At 47.0% G+C, this 17,969-nt stretch carries 13 protein-coding genes and 1 tRNA gene; 4 read left to right on the top strand and 10 right to left on the bottom strand.

Translation table 11 applies throughout. The features are described 5' to 3' along the window. Window positions 1-122 precede the first annotated feature (122 nt). From QT974_RS13860 to QT974_RS13840, 5 genes are all read right to left on the bottom strand, one after another. Window positions 123-1,334, bottom strand: a complete 1,212-nt coding sequence (locus tag QT974_RS13860) for a M20 family metallopeptidase (protein WP_333469053.1) — start codon at window positions 1,332-1,334, stop codon at window positions 123-125. 328 nt (window positions 1,335-1,662) lie between these two features. Then, the gene (bioD, locus tag QT974_RS13855) at window positions 1,663-2,370 is read right to left on the bottom strand and encodes a dethiobiotin synthase (RefSeq protein ID WP_333469052.1); all 708 of its coding nucleotides are present in this window, start codon (window positions 2,368-2,370) and stop codon (window positions 1,663-1,665) included. A 58-nt stretch (window positions 2,371-2,428) separates the two neighbouring features. Then, complete coding sequence (locus QT974_RS13850) at window positions 2,429-4,147, bottom strand: protein kinase domain-containing protein (protein ID WP_333469051.1); 1,719 nt, start codon at window positions 4,145-4,147, stop codon at window positions 2,429-2,431. A 412-nt stretch (window positions 4,148-4,559) separates the two neighbouring features. After that, window positions 4,560-5,018: a GatB/YqeY domain-containing protein gene (locus QT974_RS13845; RefSeq protein WP_333469050.1), complete on the bottom strand. Its 459-nt coding sequence runs from the start codon at window positions 5,016-5,018 to the stop codon at window positions 4,560-4,562. A gap of 80 nt (window positions 5,019-5,098) precedes the next feature. Further along, entirely contained in the window at window positions 5,099-5,356 is a 258-nt protein-coding gene (locus QT974_RS13840) for a hypothetical protein (protein ID WP_333469049.1), read from the bottom strand. Between the two features lie 161 nt (window positions 5,357-5,517). Between QT974_RS13840 and QT974_RS13835 the strand changes: the two genes are divergently transcribed. Both QT974_RS13835 and QT974_RS13830 read left to right on the top strand, forming a co-directional pair. Next, window positions 5,518-6,510: a ribose-phosphate pyrophosphokinase gene (locus QT974_RS13835; protein WP_333469048.1), complete on the top strand. Its 993-nt coding sequence runs from the start codon at window positions 5,518-5,520 to the stop codon at window positions 6,508-6,510. Between the two features lie 392 nt (window positions 6,511-6,902). Beyond that, the gene (locus QT974_RS13830) at window positions 6,903-8,159 is read left to right on the top strand and encodes a DUF3747 domain-containing protein (RefSeq protein ID WP_333469047.1); all 1,257 of its coding nucleotides are present in this window, start codon (window positions 6,903-6,905) and stop codon (window positions 8,157-8,159) included. Between the two features lie 245 nt (window positions 8,160-8,404). On the opposite strand, the gene QT974_RS13825 is transcribed toward QT974_RS13830, so the two are convergent. The 5 genes from QT974_RS13825 to QT974_RS13805 all read right to left on the bottom strand — a co-directional run bounded on the left by QT974_RS13825 (window position 8,405) and on the right by QT974_RS13805 (window position 15,058). Beyond that, window positions 8,405-8,740 carry a XisI protein gene (locus QT974_RS13825; RefSeq protein WP_333469046.1) on the bottom strand — a complete coding sequence of 112 codons (336 nt, stop codon included), beginning with the start codon at window positions 8,738-8,740 and terminating at the stop codon, window positions 8,405-8,407. After that, the gene (locus QT974_RS13820) at window positions 8,728-9,144 is read right to left on the bottom strand and encodes a XisH family protein (protein ID WP_333469045.1); all 417 of its coding nucleotides are present in this window, start codon (window positions 9,142-9,144) and stop codon (window positions 8,728-8,730) included. The genes QT974_RS13825 and QT974_RS13820 overlap by 13 nt, the downstream gene beginning before the upstream one ends. A 318-nt stretch (window positions 9,145-9,462) precedes the next feature. Beyond that, complete coding sequence (locus QT974_RS13815; RefSeq protein ID WP_333469044.1) at window positions 9,463-10,365, bottom strand: hypothetical protein; 903 nt, start codon at window positions 10,363-10,365, stop codon at window positions 9,463-9,465. After that, window positions 10,343-14,671 carry an AAA domain-containing protein gene (locus QT974_RS13810; RefSeq protein ID WP_333469043.1) on the bottom strand — a complete coding sequence of 1,443 codons (4,329 nt, stop codon included), beginning with the start codon at window positions 14,669-14,671 and terminating at the stop codon, window positions 10,343-10,345. Before QT974_RS13810 ends, QT974_RS13815 begins: the two co-directional genes overlap by 23 nt. Before the next feature lie 314 nt (window positions 14,672-14,985). Further along, a tRNA-His gene (locus QT974_RS13805) sits at window positions 14,986-15,058 on the bottom strand. 460 nt (window positions 15,059-15,518) lie between these two features. Between QT974_RS13805 and QT974_RS13800 the strand changes: the two genes are divergently transcribed. Together QT974_RS13800 and QT974_RS13795 are read left to right on the top strand one after the other, a co-directional pair. Beyond that, on the top strand, window positions 15,519-17,039 hold the full coding sequence (locus tag QT974_RS13800) for a serine/threonine-protein kinase (protein ID WP_333469042.1): 1,521 nt from the start codon (window positions 15,519-15,521) through the stop codon (window positions 17,037-17,039). Between the two features lie 180 nt (window positions 17,040-17,219). Further along, the gene (locus QT974_RS13795; RefSeq protein ID WP_333469041.1) at window positions 17,220-17,903 is read left to right on the top strand and encodes a manganese catalase family protein; all 684 of its coding nucleotides are present in this window, start codon (window positions 17,220-17,222) and stop codon (window positions 17,901-17,903) included. Window positions 17,904-17,969 lie beyond the last annotated feature (66 nt).

Genomic DNA, 17,969 nt, shown 5'->3' with positions numbered 1-17,969 from the left:
TTTGAAGCCTGAAGAAGCATGACCGCAGATAAGTTATTAGTTATCATCCCATATTCACTACGGTCATGCTTCGCCCCTACGGATATATTTGCCTTGCGGCAGATGCACCCCAACCGCCCAGTCTAACCGCAAAACTTTTCTACGCAACGCACAAACATTTCTACACCCATCCCCAAAGCAGTTTCATCAAAATCAAAACGCGGGTGGTGGTGCGGGTAAGCTAAGTTTTTCTCGGGATTAGCAGAACCTAAAAAGAAATAGCAGCCGGGGACTTGTTGCAAAAAGAATGACATATCCTCCCCGCCCATTGTTTGACATTCTGGTACTATTCCCGCAGGAGTTTCTACAACCGATTCTGCTACGCTGCGCACCAATTGAGCCATGCTCGAATCGTTGATGACTGGCGGATAAATCGAAGAATAATCTAGTTGGTAACTTGCGCCGTGACTCTGACAAATCCCGGCAATTACTTGCTCGATTCGCTTAGAGAAATAACCTCGATATGTGGGATTGAAATAGCGCACTGTACCGCCGATTTGGGCGGTGTCAGCGATGACGTTGTGGGTGTGTCCTGCGTGGAATTTACCGACTGTGACTACCGCTGAGTCGATCGGGTCAACGTTCCGTGCGACAATTGTCTGTAGGGCGCTGACAATTTGGGCTGTAACGACGATCGCATCTACAGTCTGATGTGGCATTCCACCGTGCCCGCCTTTGCCAAAAATCGTGCAGTCAAAAACTTCTACAGCCGCCATCAGGGCGCCGCTGCGGACGCCTACAGTGCCTAATGGTAGATTGTTCCACAAATGCAAGCCGACGATCGCCTCAACGTCAGGATTCTGCAAAACTCCGGCTTCAATCATCGGTTTGGCGCCGCCCGGGCCTTCTTCGGCGGGCTGAAAGATGAATTTTACCTTACCCGAAAAGCTGTGTTTGTGCTTGGCGAGATAACAAACTGTTCCCAGGGCGATCGCAGTGTGGCCGTCGTGACCGCAAGCGTGCATAATACCATCATGCTGCGATCGATAATCCACCTCATTTTCCTCTTGAATCGGCAAAGCATCCATATCCGCCCGAATTGCCAAAACTCGCCCCGGCTTTCCGCTGTCGATAGTTGCGACAACACCGGTTTTAGCAATATTAGTTTGATGCTCAATTCCCCATTCTTGCAACTTTTGCGAGACAAACTGAGCTGTTAAATTCTCATCAAAACCCAACTCCGGCTTTTGGTGCAAGCGGCGCCGCCATTCGACTAGCTGAGGCTGCAAATTTCTAATCTCCAGCCGCAGTTGAGATAAATCGATATCTGTTAAATTCGGTACAGTAGAAACCATATTATTTGTTACTTGTTACTTGTTACTTGTTACTTGTTACTTGTTACTTGTTATATCGTTTCCGGTTGCATCGGAATGATTTAACCGCGAAGGCGCAAAGGACGCAAAGGAAGAGAAGAGAGAGATTAATACAGGACGATGAAGAGTGGATTTGATATTATTTGTTTTACTTGTTACCTGGCTCTACCTGAGAACCAGTTAAATAATCTGTAAAACTCTCTCTTTTTCTTCTCTGTGCTCTCTGCGGTTAAAATAAAATCTTATTTTTTAACCACAGAGGCCACACAGTACGCAAAAAAAATCAAAAATAGAGGTGTTGAGAATGGGGTTATTTAGCAATCTGAGGTATTAAATTAACTCCCGGAAGTAATCGCTCTAAGTCTAATTCTGATGCTGATGCCGCTAATTTTGTCAAGTCATTTGGATCGTCTAAATGCGGCAAAGTACCCAACACGGGTATTTGAGTCAGGGACTGGATTAAATCGATCGGCGCCAAATCGGCAATTTCTTGTTCCGAACAAGCTTGAACGCAATTGAGGACAATACCTCTAAGCTGAAAACCAGTGTGTCTGGCGAGAGCAACATTCGCTACAGCTTGCCCGATCGCACCCAACCTCACAGGTACCACCAAAACGCCCCTCAGCCGCCAATCTCGGGCAATATCCGCCACCGTCAGTTCCCGCGTTACAGGGGAACCCAGCCCTCCCAAAGCCTCGATCAGCACAAATTTCTTGCGCTCAGTCAGGCTTTGCAGCGCCGTCCAAACCTTTTCGAGTTCGATCTGTCTCCCCTCGCGTTCCGCAGCAATCGGTGGTGCTAGAGGCGCGCCAAAGTGCAGCGGATTGAGTTCTTCGGGGGATTGGTCGAGGCTAAATAAACGGGTGTAGAGTTCGCGATCGCCCGTGCCGGTTTGCAACAGCTTCATAATTCCCAAACTGCGATCGGGAAAATACATTTGCCAATAAGCAGCCAAAGCACTGGTCAAAACAGTTTTGCCCGCGTCGGTATCAGTTCCAGCAATCAGCAGCGAGTTCATTGGGAAATAGCTAGTAAGTAATTGACTTCCACTTTAGTCTAGAGGAATTTTGCCAGAACTAGGGTGAAGGCGAGGGTGCGGGAGTCGGTGCAGGTGCAGGTGCAGGTTCCGGCGCAGGAGTTGGTGCAGGTGCAGGTGCAGGTTCCGGTGCAGGAGTTGGTGCAGGTGCAGGTGCAGGTTCCGGCGCTGGAGTCGGTGATGGCGCGGGAGTCGGTACTGGGGTCGGTTTGGGTGCCGGAGTCGGTGCCGGAGTCGGTTTCGGTGCTGGAGTCGGTGCCGGAGTCGGTTTGGGCGCTGGCGCCGGAGTCGGAGTCGGAGTCGGTTTGGGCGCCGGAGTCGGTGCCGGAGTCGGTTTGGGCGCTGGCGCCGGAGTCGGTTCTGGCGCCGGAGTCGGTGCGGGAGTCGGTTCCGGTAAAGGTTCTGGGCTTGGGCTTGGGTTCGGCGCTGGCGTCGGTTCCGGTTCCGGCGCTGGGGTCGGTTCCGGTAAAGGTTCTGGGCTTGGGCTTGGGTTCGGTTCTGGGCTTGGGCTTGGGTTCGGTTCTGGGCTTGGGCTTGGTGTCAGTTGTGGAGTTGGAGTTGGCAAAGGTTCTGGGTTTGGTAGCGGAGTCAGTCTCGGTGTCGGAGTTGCGATTTCTGCTGGGGTTGGAGTCGCCTTGGGCGTGGGTTTGTTGAGAAATGAACCTACTAATGCCCAGGAACCGAAGCCTGTCAAAATAACTAAGCCCGTTAGCAGTCCGATCGCAGCGGCGGGATTGTCCCAAAAAGAGCCACCAGCGGGCTCAATTAGCGGATCTGGCTGGTTTTGCGGGCCGGCACTTAGGGGCACCATCGGCTCGGGTTCGGGCGGCCTACCCACGGCTACGGTTGCGATTAGCGAAGCATTTGACGGCACGACTGCTGATGCTGGCGGTGCAGTTGGCACGTTAGATTGAGGCTGAGGATTAATTTTGCCGTCAAGTGCTTGGGCGACTTCGCTGACAGATTGATATCGATCGCCCGGAGAGCGATTTAACATCCGATTCAGCACCGCAGCCAAGCCCGCGCTTACCTGCACTCGCTGCTGCCAATTCCACTGTAAAGTCGTTTGATCCAGCAATTCCTGCGGTTCTTTGCCCGTCAGCAGGACGATCGCTGTTACAGCTAAAGCATACAGGTCGCTGCTGGCAGTGGCGCGCCCGCTTTGCAACTGTTCCATCGGCGCGTAGCCGATTTTACCCACAGTTGTCGCGTGGGCTGTGCCTTCGGGAGACTGCACTTTGGTGGCGAGTTCTTTCACCACTCCAAAGTCAATCAGTACCGGCAACTGATCCATTTCCCGGCGGATGATATTTTCCGGCGAGATATCGCGGTGGATGATGCCCCGGGCGTGGATGTGAGCCAGTACCGGCAGCATTTGCCGGATAAATACTAAGACTTCTGCTTCACCCAAAGTGCTACTTGTAGAAGGATCGAGCAACAGTTCGCGGTAAGTCATCCCTTCCACGTAATCCTGCACTAAAAACAAACGTTGATTCTCTTCAAATATTGCCCGAAACTGGGGAATTTGCGGGTGGGCAATTTGGTAAAGTATTGCCGCCTCTCTTTGAAACAATTCCTTCGATTTTTCCAAAACGTAAGGCCCGCTTTGCATCGGAATCAATTCCTTGAGGGCACAGCGTTCTTTAAACCGCCCCTCGTCTTCTACTAAATAAGTCCGGCCAAATCCTCCTTGACCTAAAATACTTACCAAGCGGTAGCGGTTTTGTAGGAGAGTTCCAATAGCAATAGGTGGCTGCATAAGTTTAAGTAGAAGTTAAAAAATAGACGATCGCTGGCAGACTTAGTAATCCTAGGTCTATTAATGCCCAAGAGCTTACTCCACTGTCTGTAGTTCCCAGTCCCGACGAAAGTTAGCATTTTACTTCTTTTTGAGCAACTTTGAGAAATTGGATTTTTTCCAAGTCAAACAGGGACAACCTCTAACTCAATGCAGGGACAAACCCCCTGCGGTTGCTTTGCGATAGACCCCTAAACCCCGTCCGCAAAGAGAAACCGCAGGAGATTTGCTGTTAAATCCTTCCTGACTCTGATGACTGCTGACTGATGACTGCTGACTAATGACTGCTGACTAATGACTGCTTTCCTGCTTTTCTGTCAACTGTCAACTGTCAACTGCCAACTGTCAACTGTCCACTGTCCACTGTCCACTGTCAACTGTTAAGCTTTGCTTTCACCATGTCTTGAATTCTGTTACCATCTGCTTTGCCCTTAAGCTGCTGCATAGCCTTGCCCATCACCTTACCCATATCTTTTGCAGAAGTAGCGCCCACCGAAGCAATCACCTCGTCAACCACTTGACTCACCTCTTCATCAGACATCTGCGCCGGCAAATACTCTTCGAGAATGGCCAACTCCGCCTCCTCCTGAGCCACTAAGTCCTCGCGGCCACCTTTGCGGTATTGGTCGATCGAATCCCGGCGCTGTTTAGCTATCTGCATCAAAATTTCCAATTCTTGAGCTTCTGTCAGCGTCTCTTGTCCTGAGGGACGGAGGCTGACTTCTTTTTCGAGAATAACTTTCTTGATGCCGCGAACAGTTTCCAAGCGAACTTTGTCCTTGGACTTCATGGCTGCTTTGATTTCTGCGTCAATGCGTTCTCTTAAGCTCATCGATTTCTACCTTGCTTTGCTCTATCAAAAATCAGGAGTATGCTTCCGATTCTTAACTGTTTTTACAGTATTTTGCAAGTTTATTGCCTGTTGGTGGCGTTTCGATCGTCTTGCACCCGGATGGCTTCGGTGAGAGACAGTCTATTTGGGGCGGCAGCACAAGGAGTAAAGGCGCGATTGATGCCAAACAGAATTTTTAGGCGTCTGGCCATGCGCTGCGGGCGTTCTGGCATTGCCGAAACCCTTGATTTTAGTGCTTCTTCCTCGCTGTATTGCTTTTTGGGTCTTGCTTCTTCCCTCTTCCGGCTTGCTTCTTCCCTCTGTGCACAGCCCGCCATTAACCCTGTTTATCGGAGATATTTCTGCAACTCATATTTCGTTCGCCTAAGTTAACACTTCCCGCCACCCCGAAAGTTAAATCTCTCCAAATATTGGCTGAACATTTCTAATTTCAGATGGTAAGATGGCGATTAAATAAACGTCTTGCAAGAGGCCTGCTGTGATCCGTTCTGCTACTTTACCGCTTCCGCTTCCCGAGCCGCCGGTTTCTGCTCACGACCGTCTGCGGCTGTTCTCCGGTTCTGCTAATGTTCCCCTCGCCCAAGAGGTGGCTCGCTATCTGGGGATCGATCTGGGGCCGATGGTTCGCAAGCGGTTCGCTGATGGGGAACTCTACGTTCAAATTCAAGAATCGATTCGGGGTTGCGATGTTTACTTGATTCAGCCTACTTGCTGTCCGGTGAACGATCGCCTGATGGAATTGTTAATTATGATCGATGCTTGTCGCCGCGCTTCTGCCAGACAAGTTACTGCCGTGATTCCCTACTACGGCTATGCTAGAGCCGATCGCAAAACAGCCGGCAGAGAGTCAATTACTGCGAAGTTGGTAGCGAATTTGATTACTGAAGCTGGAGCCAATCGCATTTTGGGGATGGATTTGCACTCGGCTCAGATTCAAGGTTATTTTGACATTCCCTTCGATCATGTTTACGGTTCGCCAGTCCTTTTAGATTATCTGGCGAGCAAGCAGTTGACAGATATTGTTGTGGTTTCGCCGGATGTGGGCGGAGTCGCCAGGGCGAGAGCTTTTGCCAAAAAGCTTGGCGATGCTCCCCTGGCAATTATTGACAAGCGTCGTCAAGCTCACAACGTCGCCGAAGTGATGAACGTCATCGGAGATGTCAGAGGCAAAACAGCCGTGTTAGTGGACGATATGATCGATACTGCGGGCACGATTTCCGAAGGCGCAAGATTGTTGCGCCGCGAGGGTGCGAGGCAGGTTTATGCTTGTGCTACTCATGCAGTTTTTTCACCTCCGGCGATCGAGCGTTTGTCTAGCGGAGTATTTGAAGAGATAATTGTGACAAATACAATTCCCGTACCTGAAGAGAACCGTTTTGAGCAGTTGACGGTGCTTTCGGTAGCGAATTTGCTGGGCGAAACTATCTGGCGGATTCACGAAGATAGTTCTGTTAGCAGTATGTTCCGCTAGCTAGAGAAAGCACGTTTTGAATATTTGTTTTAGGGTGCGTTACACGCTTGTTAACGCACCGTTTTTTTGGTATATTGCGCTTTTTCCCGCAATAAATATTGTTTCCACAGCCATCCGAATAATAATATGTTTCCTTACGTGCGAGCTGTCGTGAGCGATCGAGCATAACAGCGCATTTCGGAATATGTTTCCTTACGTGCGATCGTCTTGGCTGGCGATCGCAGCAGTGCATTAACGATCGCATTGCAGTATCATCCCCTCTAACCGAAATCGATCGCACTTGAGATCGCTGGAACAACAAATGGTAAAATTCTATCTTGTTGTCTGAAGACCGCGACCTTTTCATCTTCTAGAGATGTCTGACCAAAATAAGGGGTAAATAGGGAAAAACTATGAAACATTCACTGGTACGAGCAGCGGCCGCACTTGTCGGTTCAGCAATTTTAACACTCGGGGCGATCGCTCCGGCGAAAGCATATACATTTGACGAAACCGAAATTAACCAAGATCGAGTAATTGCGATCGCCCAACCGGGCGGTCTGACCGGCTACCAATTACTCATAGTAGAACAGGTGACAGACAGACGGAAGTGCTGGAGCGAAAGTGGTTCTAATCCCGTGACAGTCGAGCCGTTATTAGCTACTTTTGATTTCACCGGCATTTGCGGCCGCGCCACAGACAGCAACGGCTTTTCTATTCGCATGGCCGGCACCGATTTAGCATTAAAATACAGCCTAATATTGCAAAGTATTGATGGCAATGTGGTATTAATGGGAATTCCCAGCGATCCGAACGCTAAACCGATAATTATCGGCCGCACCAACGGCAATACTAACGGCTTTATGAAAATTACTCTCGATCCCGCTTGGCGCTTTAGTAAAAGAACTTATCAAGGGAAAGTATTAGGTCACTTTTATTTCACTAGCAGTCAAACCGCACCGGGAGAAATCGGAAATACTGGCGGAAATACTGGCGGAAATACTGGCGGAAATACTGGCGGAAATACCGGAGGTAATACTGGAGGGAATACCGGAGGTAATACTGGCGGCAATACATTCGGCGATATTGCTCGCGATATCTACGCTTCCGAAATTAAAGAAGCTGTGGGTCTTGGGTTTGTCGCCGGCTTTGCTCAAGATAATACATTTCGGCCGCAGCTTGCCGTTACGCGAGAGCAATTGGTATCTTTAGTATTGGAATCTTTAAAAGGAATTCAAGGTGCTAACATCACATTTCCTACCAATGTTTCTACTCGTCCGTATAGCGACGTTGATAGCACGCGCTGGAGTGCCGGAAAAGTGCAATTTGCGCGGGACAATAAGATAGTTAGCGGCTATCAAGATGGAACTTTTAAACCTATGCAATCAGTGACTCGCGCTGAATTGATGGCGGTGCTGCGAAGAGCATCAGAATTTGGTTTGTCCGCGCGGGGAATGCAGCCAAATTTAGTTGAAAAAGAGCCGCCTAAAACTTTTTCAGACACTCAAAATCATTGGGCTGCTGCTATTATTACTCAAATGTCTGCTTATTGTTCTGTTGCTTCCGCTGTTAACGAAGTTGGAACTCGTTTTGCTCCCGATGATGCGGCAAAGCGGAATTACGCGGCGGCGGCTACTTTGCGGATGCTGAAATGCGTTAAGGCTCAGTAAACAATTGACAGTTGACAGTTGACAGTTGACAGATGAGTGCGAAATGATAAGAACGGAGATTTAAACTCCGTTCTTATCACAATCTACCTTCATGCTGGGGCTTCAAACCCTTGCTATTCGGTCATGATAGTCAGGTAAGTCAGTTAGAAAAATCTGAATTTTTCCTTGTCATCCTAAGACTAACGCACCCTACAGGATAGAAAATACTGTCAACTGTCAACTGTCAACTGTCAACTGTCAACTGTTTACGCTACCCCATAATCAGTATACGGTCGTTTGTATGGCGGTTGCAATCCCAAAACAATATCCTCTCTCGGTACTCCCATTGCAACTAATTCCTCCGCTGGATTTTCCTCGGTCAAATTTTGTTGAAGCCAGATTTTTCCGTCTTTGATGTCAATGTGAATGATGGTTTGATAAATCCTAGTTAAGTGTTCCCAGCCGACATTCATCCACTGATAATGATCTCGTTCTGTGTCGCAGATAAGTTGCACTTCGACTTCATCATCGGAAACATCATCTTCGGCATAGCGGCTCATTAATATTTGAACGTATTGACGATATTGAGCTAGCTTGTCCATTGCACAATCACCTCATTTGTTGAATCGTATACGATGAGAAATACCTGATACTGTTGTACCGCAGCTTGAGTAAATTCAGACTGAAAAAATGTTCTATACACGTCTATTGGTACTGCCAAATATAATTTTCGATTAGGTTCAACAGATGCCAGCCCTAGCCGATAACTGAGAAATTGTCCCAATGCAGCATAAAAGTCTGTAATTACAGAAGGATTGAGGAAGCTTTTGATTTCGACTGCAATTTTCTCCCCTCCTCGCTCCGCTGCGACTAACCTTTCTGCTCCCAAATCGACCTGAAATTTAATATTGCCAAACTTAAACTTTAGTGGATCGGCAGTAATCACCCACTGTTCTTTTTGAAGGGCCCGTTTTACTGATTCGTGGAAGGTATCTTTGGCAGACACAATTTTAATCTCCGCACGATCGCGTACAACTATAAATTATAACAAATCACAGTATATTGTCAATCAGTAAAATACTAAGTATTTGTAGGGTGCGTCGCCATCGACAATCTCTAAATTCAATTAACAATCTAATGGCGACGCACCTTACACAATAGTTAAAGAAACAAGTAAATGTGATTATTGTCGGGTGCGTCAGTGAGAAATCCTGATTTTTGCCTAGTAAATCTAAAACTGACGCACCCTACAAGATTGGGAGAGAATTTGCGGACTGAAGTCCTCACTACGAACTGGTTTGTAGTGCGGACTTCAGTCCGCATCTTACTTGTTTTCTGATTCTATTTCTTTGCGTTTCTTCTTTGATGTCTGTTGGCGAGTTTTAGGAACCGGGATTGTTTCTGACTCGGGCTGTGCGATTTCTGCGGTTGATTTGCACAATTCATTCAACAATAGTTTCTGCTGAGATTCGATATCATTTAGCTGATTTGATGCTGTTTCTAATATTTGCTTTCCTTGTCGGAGTTGAATCGTAGTTTTATTTTCGATCGCATCCTGCAACACAAAAACTGATACAATTTGCCAAATCTCCACATCATCGCCGATGACATCGCACTTCGAGACGATTTTGCCGTTTTCGGGGACGTGAATCCCTAGGCTGGAAGCTTGGATCAGCGGCTGGATTTCTGCTATGCTTAAATCCGCAAGGTCGGTAATTTTATGTTCGAGGGATACGAAGTCTGCTAAATCTGGTAAGTTGATTGATTCTGCGGGTAAAGCGTCGAACTTGAAGGTGAGAGTTTGGTTTAACGGATCGGAAATGGCGTAAATTGATTGGATTTGCGATCGACTAACTGCACTTTTATCAAAAAAATCTTGGGCTAAAGGCGCGATCGCAATTTTACCATTTTCCGCCACCTCCAAAATCTCCAAACTAGCCAGAGTCGTCGCCGCAGTCTTCACAAAAACCCGATCCAACCCCAACAAATCCGCCAATTCCTGCAAAGTTGGCGCGGGTTCAAACTCAACACCCGCCCGCAAAATAAACTCTTCCAACACGTTAAACTCGCGAGGTTCGCTAACTGTCACCTCCAGCGGAGTTTGGCGGATAGCAAAGCGGAATTGACGCGCCGCCAACACCGACAAATCAGGGTTTTGTTGCTCAATTTGTGCAGCTAGCGAACTTAAATTCGCGTCAATTTGTTTAGCTGAGGATGCTAGCAACATCTACAAAACCTCCGCATTGACGCACCGTTTTTGAAACTTCCTGATACATTTTTCCGACAGTACCTGTTTGTTGCGTAAATAAATCGTGACAGCCGACAACTATTAACAATTCTTGAGCGCGAGAAAAAGCCACATTCACCCGTTCCGGTTCCTTAGCAAATCCAATATCGCCTCTAATATTATTGCACACTGTGCTGACAATAATCACAGGTCTTTCCATGCCTTGAAAGATGTCAACCGTACCTGTGCGGATACTCAAAGAAGGGAATCTTTCGGCGGCAATTCTATCTTTAATTGCATTCAATTGAGCACCGTAAAAAGTGATAATCCCGATTTCCTTCGGCGGTTCGCCCTCTACCATTTTAGGCCGCCAAGCGGTTTCCATCTGTTCGCACAAAAGCTCGATCGCATCTATCTCCTTGACATTCAACCGCGAAGTACCCTGTTTTCCCTCCTCAAACCCTTGTCCCACGGGCGTTTTCACCCACAGGATGTGATTGTTTTCTTTGATGGTGTCACCTGCGAGATGGTGCGCGCGCCTCGTGTCTGCTTCCAGAATGCCACAGTTGAGCTTTTGCTGGTAAAACTGATTGATTGCACCCATAATTTGCGGGTGCATTCGGTATTGAGTTGTCAGCATTTTTTTGATGCCGTCGTTAGCTTTTTCAAACAATATTTTGAACAGCGATTCTTTGATAAAGCTCAGTTCATCTCCGGTACAGCCGATGTCTTCAGCAATATCATCGATCGTACTTTGATTGAACATCGGCGGTAATTGCCTGTGATCGCCCACTAATACTAATTTTCTGCCCTTCAACGCGGGGATTAACAACTCTGGCGGAGTGCATTTACTCACTTCGTCAATGATGACTGCATCAAAGCTGGGAAAGTTTTTGCTAAAATCAAAGCTGGCAGCTTGTACGCAGGTAATGCCGATGACGTTCGCATTGTCAATATAAATTTGCTTTAAATCATTGCGGTCTTTTTCAGATGGATTGCGGAGTTTTTCAATCCAATCTGTGACAAAGTTTTGAGAACGATTGAGGGCTATTTCTTCTCGTTCTAATTCCCGCTGCCAATGTTTGAACAATCGCTTGATTTTGGTTAAAAAATCTACGCTAAATAATCCGGCACTGGGAACTTCTATTTGGTATTTATTGGGGATATTTTGCCATGCTGATTTCCACCAATTTCTCTCTACAATTAATTCTGGCGCTGGTTGCTGCTGTTGCAGTTTAGCCGTAATCTCGCTCAATTCTGTTTGCAGTGTCGCGAGTTCCTCCTGTGCAGTTGTAGCGGCAATTTGTAGCGGGGATAATTGCTCGTCAAGAGTAGTTTTGATAACTTCTAAAATGCCGAACGGATCTAAGTCAGCAATTGATTTTTCAAGCTGAATAACGCTGGTTTTCCAATTCTCAACTTGCTTGAAAAACTGCTGCGGCTGTTCCCAAATATTCGACTTTTGCGCGAGATATTGTTGGGCGAGAATCCGCAACTTTTCGGGAACCTTTGGCTGCTCGACAATTGCTTGCAATTGATTCGTAACTTCGCTAATTTTTAAGTTCGCCTCTTGCTGCGCGGCTTGTACTTGAACTTGGGCGGTGGATATTTGTTGCTGACTGACAGTTTGACCGATTTTATCTAATAACTGTTGCTGTTTAATTAGTTGTTGTTCGGTTTCAGTTTTCAGGGGAACTATGCACTGACGGGCGTTTCCGAGAATAGTGTGCAGCAATTCTTTGACAAGACGATCGAAGGTTTCTTGGATTTGATTTGGATGCAATGATTGACCGTAAAATTGTTGGATGTTAGCTAAGAAAGTGTCAGCTTTTTCGAGGATAAATTTGCGCTGGCTTTGACTGACTTGGGAATAGCTGGCGAAGTCTTTGGCTAGTTGTTGCCATTGCGCCCGATCGCCCGCAGCGAGCACGATCGGCATTTGAATCAAATTTAGGTGCAAAAACTCGCTAAACCGGAACTGCTGCCCTTGAATGTCCTTAAAACCCGCGCTGGCTTCATGGGCGATCGCCTTTTGCAGTCTTTCTAAATCGGGCAAACTGATTTTACACTTCGACGGGACGATCGGCAATTTGAGCGATCGGGCAATTTTCAAAAGTCCTGCGGGCAATTCTACCATATCATCTGTCAGCATCGCGCCCGTTTCCCAGCAAGATTGCACAACAGTATAAAGTCGGGTATCCGCCGTCTCAATCCATTCTGCAACGGCGACGACAACGGCGGCAATTTCCGCTTTTCGCAGTTCCAAATTACTGATTTTCTGTTCGAGATTGTGGCGGTGCGTCTGATTTTGCTTGTCGCCCAACTGTAGTTGATTCACCGCATCCGACAACTGTTGCGACACCCGTAGCGACTCCGCAACCCCTGACATCGCGTGACAAACCTCCTGGGCGCGATCGCCCGCCGTCTCAAATTCGGATAATTGCGGTGCTACAGTTTCCCGCAACCAAACCGCAATCCCAAACGCACCGCAACTAGGGCGATCCAATTCTATTTGAATAGTATGACTGACGCAAATCCGCACATTTGCCATAAAGTTTTCGACTAAAACATTGCCTTCAGAATAAGGTTTGAGTTTCGGCATAAACTCGGCAACTTCCGAACTTTCCCAGTTAATCTCCGGCGCCGCCAGTAAATTTGCCAGCCCATCAACCAAAGATGCAATCTCGTTTTTAGCAGTTAAACTTAATTGATACGCTGCTGATTGCGCGGTCAACTTTTCCTCAACCTCCGCCTTCCCGTCGTGCAGGTATTTTTGTTCCTTAAAAAAAGCTCTCTCAGCGGCAGAGTAGGCATTAAATCTGTCGAAATCTGCCAGCAACCGCTGTAAAGATGTGACATTAATCTGGCGCTGCGACAGTTGTTGTTCGCAATCAGCAGCCGTATTTTGCAACCAAGTGCCGATCGCATTTTCCTCTAAAAACGGCTGGCCTTCTTCCTGCACCTTATGGGCTTTTCCCTTCCGCAAAGCCCGAATCGCCGGATTGTGCACCAACCGACTCAAAGCATTATCAACGGCTAAATTAGCTTGGGAAGCAATCAAGGTTTTCCCGCCTTGACGCGCAATTTGATAGCAAATTTCCGCAATCACCGTCGTTTTCCCGGTTCCCGGCGGCCCTTGAATTAAAATTAAATCCCGCGCCGACAGCACCATTTCCACAGCAGCGAGTTGGTCGTCGTTAGCATTGCGATTTAATAAATTTTCCCGATCCAATTTTACCAGCTTGTCGGGAATTCTCGCCTGGGAAGAGTCAAATAAAAACTCGCTTAAATAGGGATTTTGAGCGCGGCCATCCGCCAGCATCTTTAAAGCTTTCTTTTTGCGATCGATCTGACTGATATCGCCCGCCGCCTCGAAATACAAAAATCCTTGTTTGGGAAGTTGATATCTACCGCCCGCCAGGCGATCGCTCAAATCAACATCCAACTTAATCCGTAATTTACCACGATCGAAGTCAATTTCGGCAATGCTACCCAAAGTCTCGCCATCGCGACTGCTGCGGCTTCCCGGCGGCGAATCAAACAAAATAATGTCTTCATTTCTGGCTTGTTTCAGCCTTTCGCGAAAGTCGCCGACTTGTAATGGATTCTCCTCGTAGCCGTCAAGAGTTGCCGAATTGCGATCGATTTCAAAAGTAACGATTTTCAAGCCGGAACCATAGTTGTGCGCGCGGAAAGGTACGCAAAATTGACGCGCTTCGGCGATGCGCTGTTCGACATTTAAGAAAGTGTGCCAAACTTTTAATTGTTCGGTTGTCGGTATGTGTCTGTCGTCCCAAAATGGCATTTGTTGGACGCGGGCGATCGACTTTGCGGCAATTGGCGAGCGACTTTTCGGCAAAAGTCGCAACTGTACCGGTAAAGAATAGCCATCTTTTCTACCTCTAGGAAGCGCCACCAAACCAGCATCCAGCAGTTTCAATCCGCCGATTCCATCTTCTGTGCGTACAGTTGCGAGTAATCGTAAAGTGCGATTCCCTTCGGGATAGCTTCGCTTCACGGCTTTTTGCAGCAATTCGGGTAATTCAAAATCATCTCCATCGGTAGCAAGAATCAATTCCCAGATTTCCTCTTCAGAAAATCTCTCATTTACCTTTTGGCGGCGCACGTAGAAAAGACTCGGAAATTTACCAGCTATTTCCGACATCAAAACTTCCGCCCGCTCTCTGCATTCCCAATCGCAATATTTCGCTAAAGCCGCGTCTCCTTCAACTTGGCCAATAAATTTACTAATCGTGCGATCGCCACTAAATTTATATCCCCAATCTTCTGCTACTAAAGATGGCATATTTTGATGTTAGATTTTGGATGTTAGATTTTAGATTGGATTTAAGATTAGCATATATGCTCGTAGGGTGTGCATCGCGCACCGATTGAAGTAGGGTGTACACCGTGCACCGGTTAAGAAGACCGGGCGGTTGAAACCGCGTCTACACAGACGAAACAAGCCGGACGCCGGTTGAAGACGAAGACCGGGCGATAAAAATCACGTTACCTTCTTAAGTCTGCGGAGGCAGACATCGTTTGTATAGACGCGGTTTCAACCGCCGTCTGCATCTACGCACACAACGCGCACCTGCATCTCCACAATAAAATCCAAAGGGCGAATGATGGGAATTGAACCCACGAATGGTGGTACCACAAACCACTGCCTTAACCACTTGGCTACACTCGCCATAACGTTTTTAACTATAACATAACATCTCAGCACAAGTCTAGGGGTACAGCAAAAATATTTTTCAGAGTCCCAGAGGCGATCGCATCCATCGTGCCTCAAATTCCTGGCACAGCCTGAGTTTAGCACAATTTTTCGTTTGAGAAAGCTGCAATAATCCCGCTTAGGAAGCAATCACGCGATCCAGGAGCAGAAGACCGGGCGGTTGAAACCACTTCTACACAAACACCCACTCGCCTGCTTTGTTGAAGACCAGGCGGTTAAAATAACATTATCTTGTTCAGTCCGCGAAGGTCGTCGGCCTCGCTCGATCGAGTGCGGACATCATTTGTATAGACGCGGTTTCAACCCTACGTCCGATCCCAATCAATTCCCTCATCCTTCTCTTCTTTCTTGCTTCGCGCTTGCGCTGCCCTTGCGCGCGGCTTCGCAGTTCGTTTAAAAAAAATCCAAAATCAATATGAGTTACTGTCTAAATCCAGAATGTCAAAAACCCGAAAACCCCAACACCGCAGAACTTTGCTTAAACTGCAACTTTAACCTATTGCTGAGACAGCGATATCGGCCGATTCAACTCTTAGGTAGAGGCGGATTTGGCAAAACTTTTCTAGCAATTGATGAAGACATCCCATCGCAACCGCGCTGCGCAGTCAAGCAATTTTATTTTTACGACAGAGACCCCGAAATTTTCAAAAAAGCCGTTGAACTCTTCCACCAAGAAGCAGTGCGTTTAGACGACCTAAAACACCCGCAAATTCCCAAATTATTAGCCTGCTTCAAACAAGAAACACAAATTTATTTAGTTCAAGAATTTATAGACGGGCCGACTCTCAAACAAGAATTAGACGATAGTGTATACGATGAAAATAAAACTTGGCAACTGCTGCAAGATTTGTTACCAGTCCTGAAATTTATTCACAACAGCCACGTTGTTCACCGTGACATCAAACCCGAAAATATTATCCGCCGCCTGTCGGACAATAAACTCGTATTGATTGATTTTGGCATTGCTAAACTGTTGACTGATTCAGCTTTACTTCGTTCAGCAACGCTCATCGGCAGTCAAGATTATGTAGCCCCCGAACAAATGCGCGGCAAAGTATTTCCTGCTAGCGACCTTTACAGTTTAGGTGTTACTTGTATTCGCCTAATGACGCAAGTTCCGCCATTGGATATGTACGACTACAAAACCGAGCGCTGGTTTTGGCGCGAGTTTCTCCCCAAAGGCACAAGTATTAGCCACAACTTAGGTGAAATTTTAGATAAATTGCTGCAAACTCATCTTTCTGGGCGCTACAGTTTTGCTGAGGAAGTTTTGCAAGATATCAATGCAGCTTTAGATATTCGCCCTCAACTTTTTCTTTCGCTCAAAATGCCGATCGCCCCTACGATAGTTGATAGCCCCAACTCAGCTAATCTCAACGCCGCACAAACTCCTAAACCTCCGATTTTGCCAAAATCCGCAGCCAATTCCGCAGAAACTTTGTCCTTATCTATGATTTCAAATCTTGAATTAACCCTACTTTCTGCTAGGGGAGTTGATTATACCAAGCTGCGGAATTATTTGTCAATTAAAAAGTGGAAAGAAGCCGATCGCGAAACTTGGGCCGTGATGTGTCAATCTCTGTCGCTGACACCGGGAATTCAGCTAGAAATCAGCCAAATTTACAAGTTACCATGCGAAGATTTGCAAATAGTCGATCGCCTGTGGCTGCACTACAGTCAAGGTCGGTTTGGCTTCAGCGTCCAAAAGGAAATCTATGAAAGCGTCAAGGGAGATTATGTCAGATTTTGCGATCGGGTAAACTGGCCAACTTACAATTCAACTACCAGTCCAGGAAAACTTAAATTTACTCAGCAAGCACCAATTGGACACCTCCCATCTCGCAGTTGGGTAGGCGGCATTCAGTGGCTGCGTCACCTCGATGCCTTGTCAGCAAAGCTAACCGAATGCAGCAATAATTCTGCTGCTAAATCGTAATATTGTCTGTCAATCAACTAACTAAACTTTCATATTTAAACTCTATCTAAAAGCAGATAAATCTGTCTTATTAGATGTATCCAGCGACCGAGGTTCAGTGCGATCGCTTGTCGCACAATGGATGCTGAAGCGTAAATACAGATACAAGTCTGCAACCGAACTAAAGAGAGGTATCGATCGATGTTTTTTCACAAAAAGCAACTAATGTCTGCGGTAACAGTAGACGAAGCCAACCCCCGTTTTGCTCAATTGCTGCTAGAACAGTTTGGCGGAGCCACCGGAGAACTGACAGCAGCTCTGCAATACTGGGTACAGTCCTTTCACTGTGAAAATGCAGAGATTAAGGATATGCTCCAAGATATTGCGATCGAAGAATTCAGCCACTTAGAAATGGTTGGTAAATTAATTGAAGCTCACACCAAAAACGTTGACCAAACAGATGCTTACAAAAGCACTTTGTTTGCAGTGCGCGGCGTAGGCCCGCACTTGTTGGACAGCCAAGGTCAAGCTTGGACTGGTGCCTATGTCAACGAAGGCGGCGATGTCGTGCGCGATTTGCGCGCTAATATCGGTGCGGAAGCAGGAGCTCGCCAAACCTACGAAGCATTGATTAAACTAGCGCCGGATGCTGGAACCAAAAAGACGCTGCACTTCTTGCTGACTCGGGAAATTTCCCACACTCAAATGTTCATGAATGCTCTACAATCTATGGGCAAACTCACCGATCCGATGTTCGGAAATATCGCGCCAGATTCAACAGTAGATTTGTTCTTTAACTTGTCTAGTGATGGCAAGGATCAACCGACTGATTTGAACTCGGAACCTACTTTCAAGTACGTCGCCGAACCTACTCCTCAAGGTTAATCAAAATATTCTTCAACAGTTGACAGTTGACAGTTGACAGTTGACAGTTTAAGAGCTACCTCTACC

Origin of the sequence: Microcoleus sp. BM001215392, assembly GCF_036700185.1 — a bacterium.
Lineage (GTDB): Bacteria > Cyanobacteriota > Cyanobacteriia > Cyanobacteriales > Microcoleaceae > Microcoleus.
This window is presented reverse-complemented; position numbering and strand designations above follow the sequence as displayed.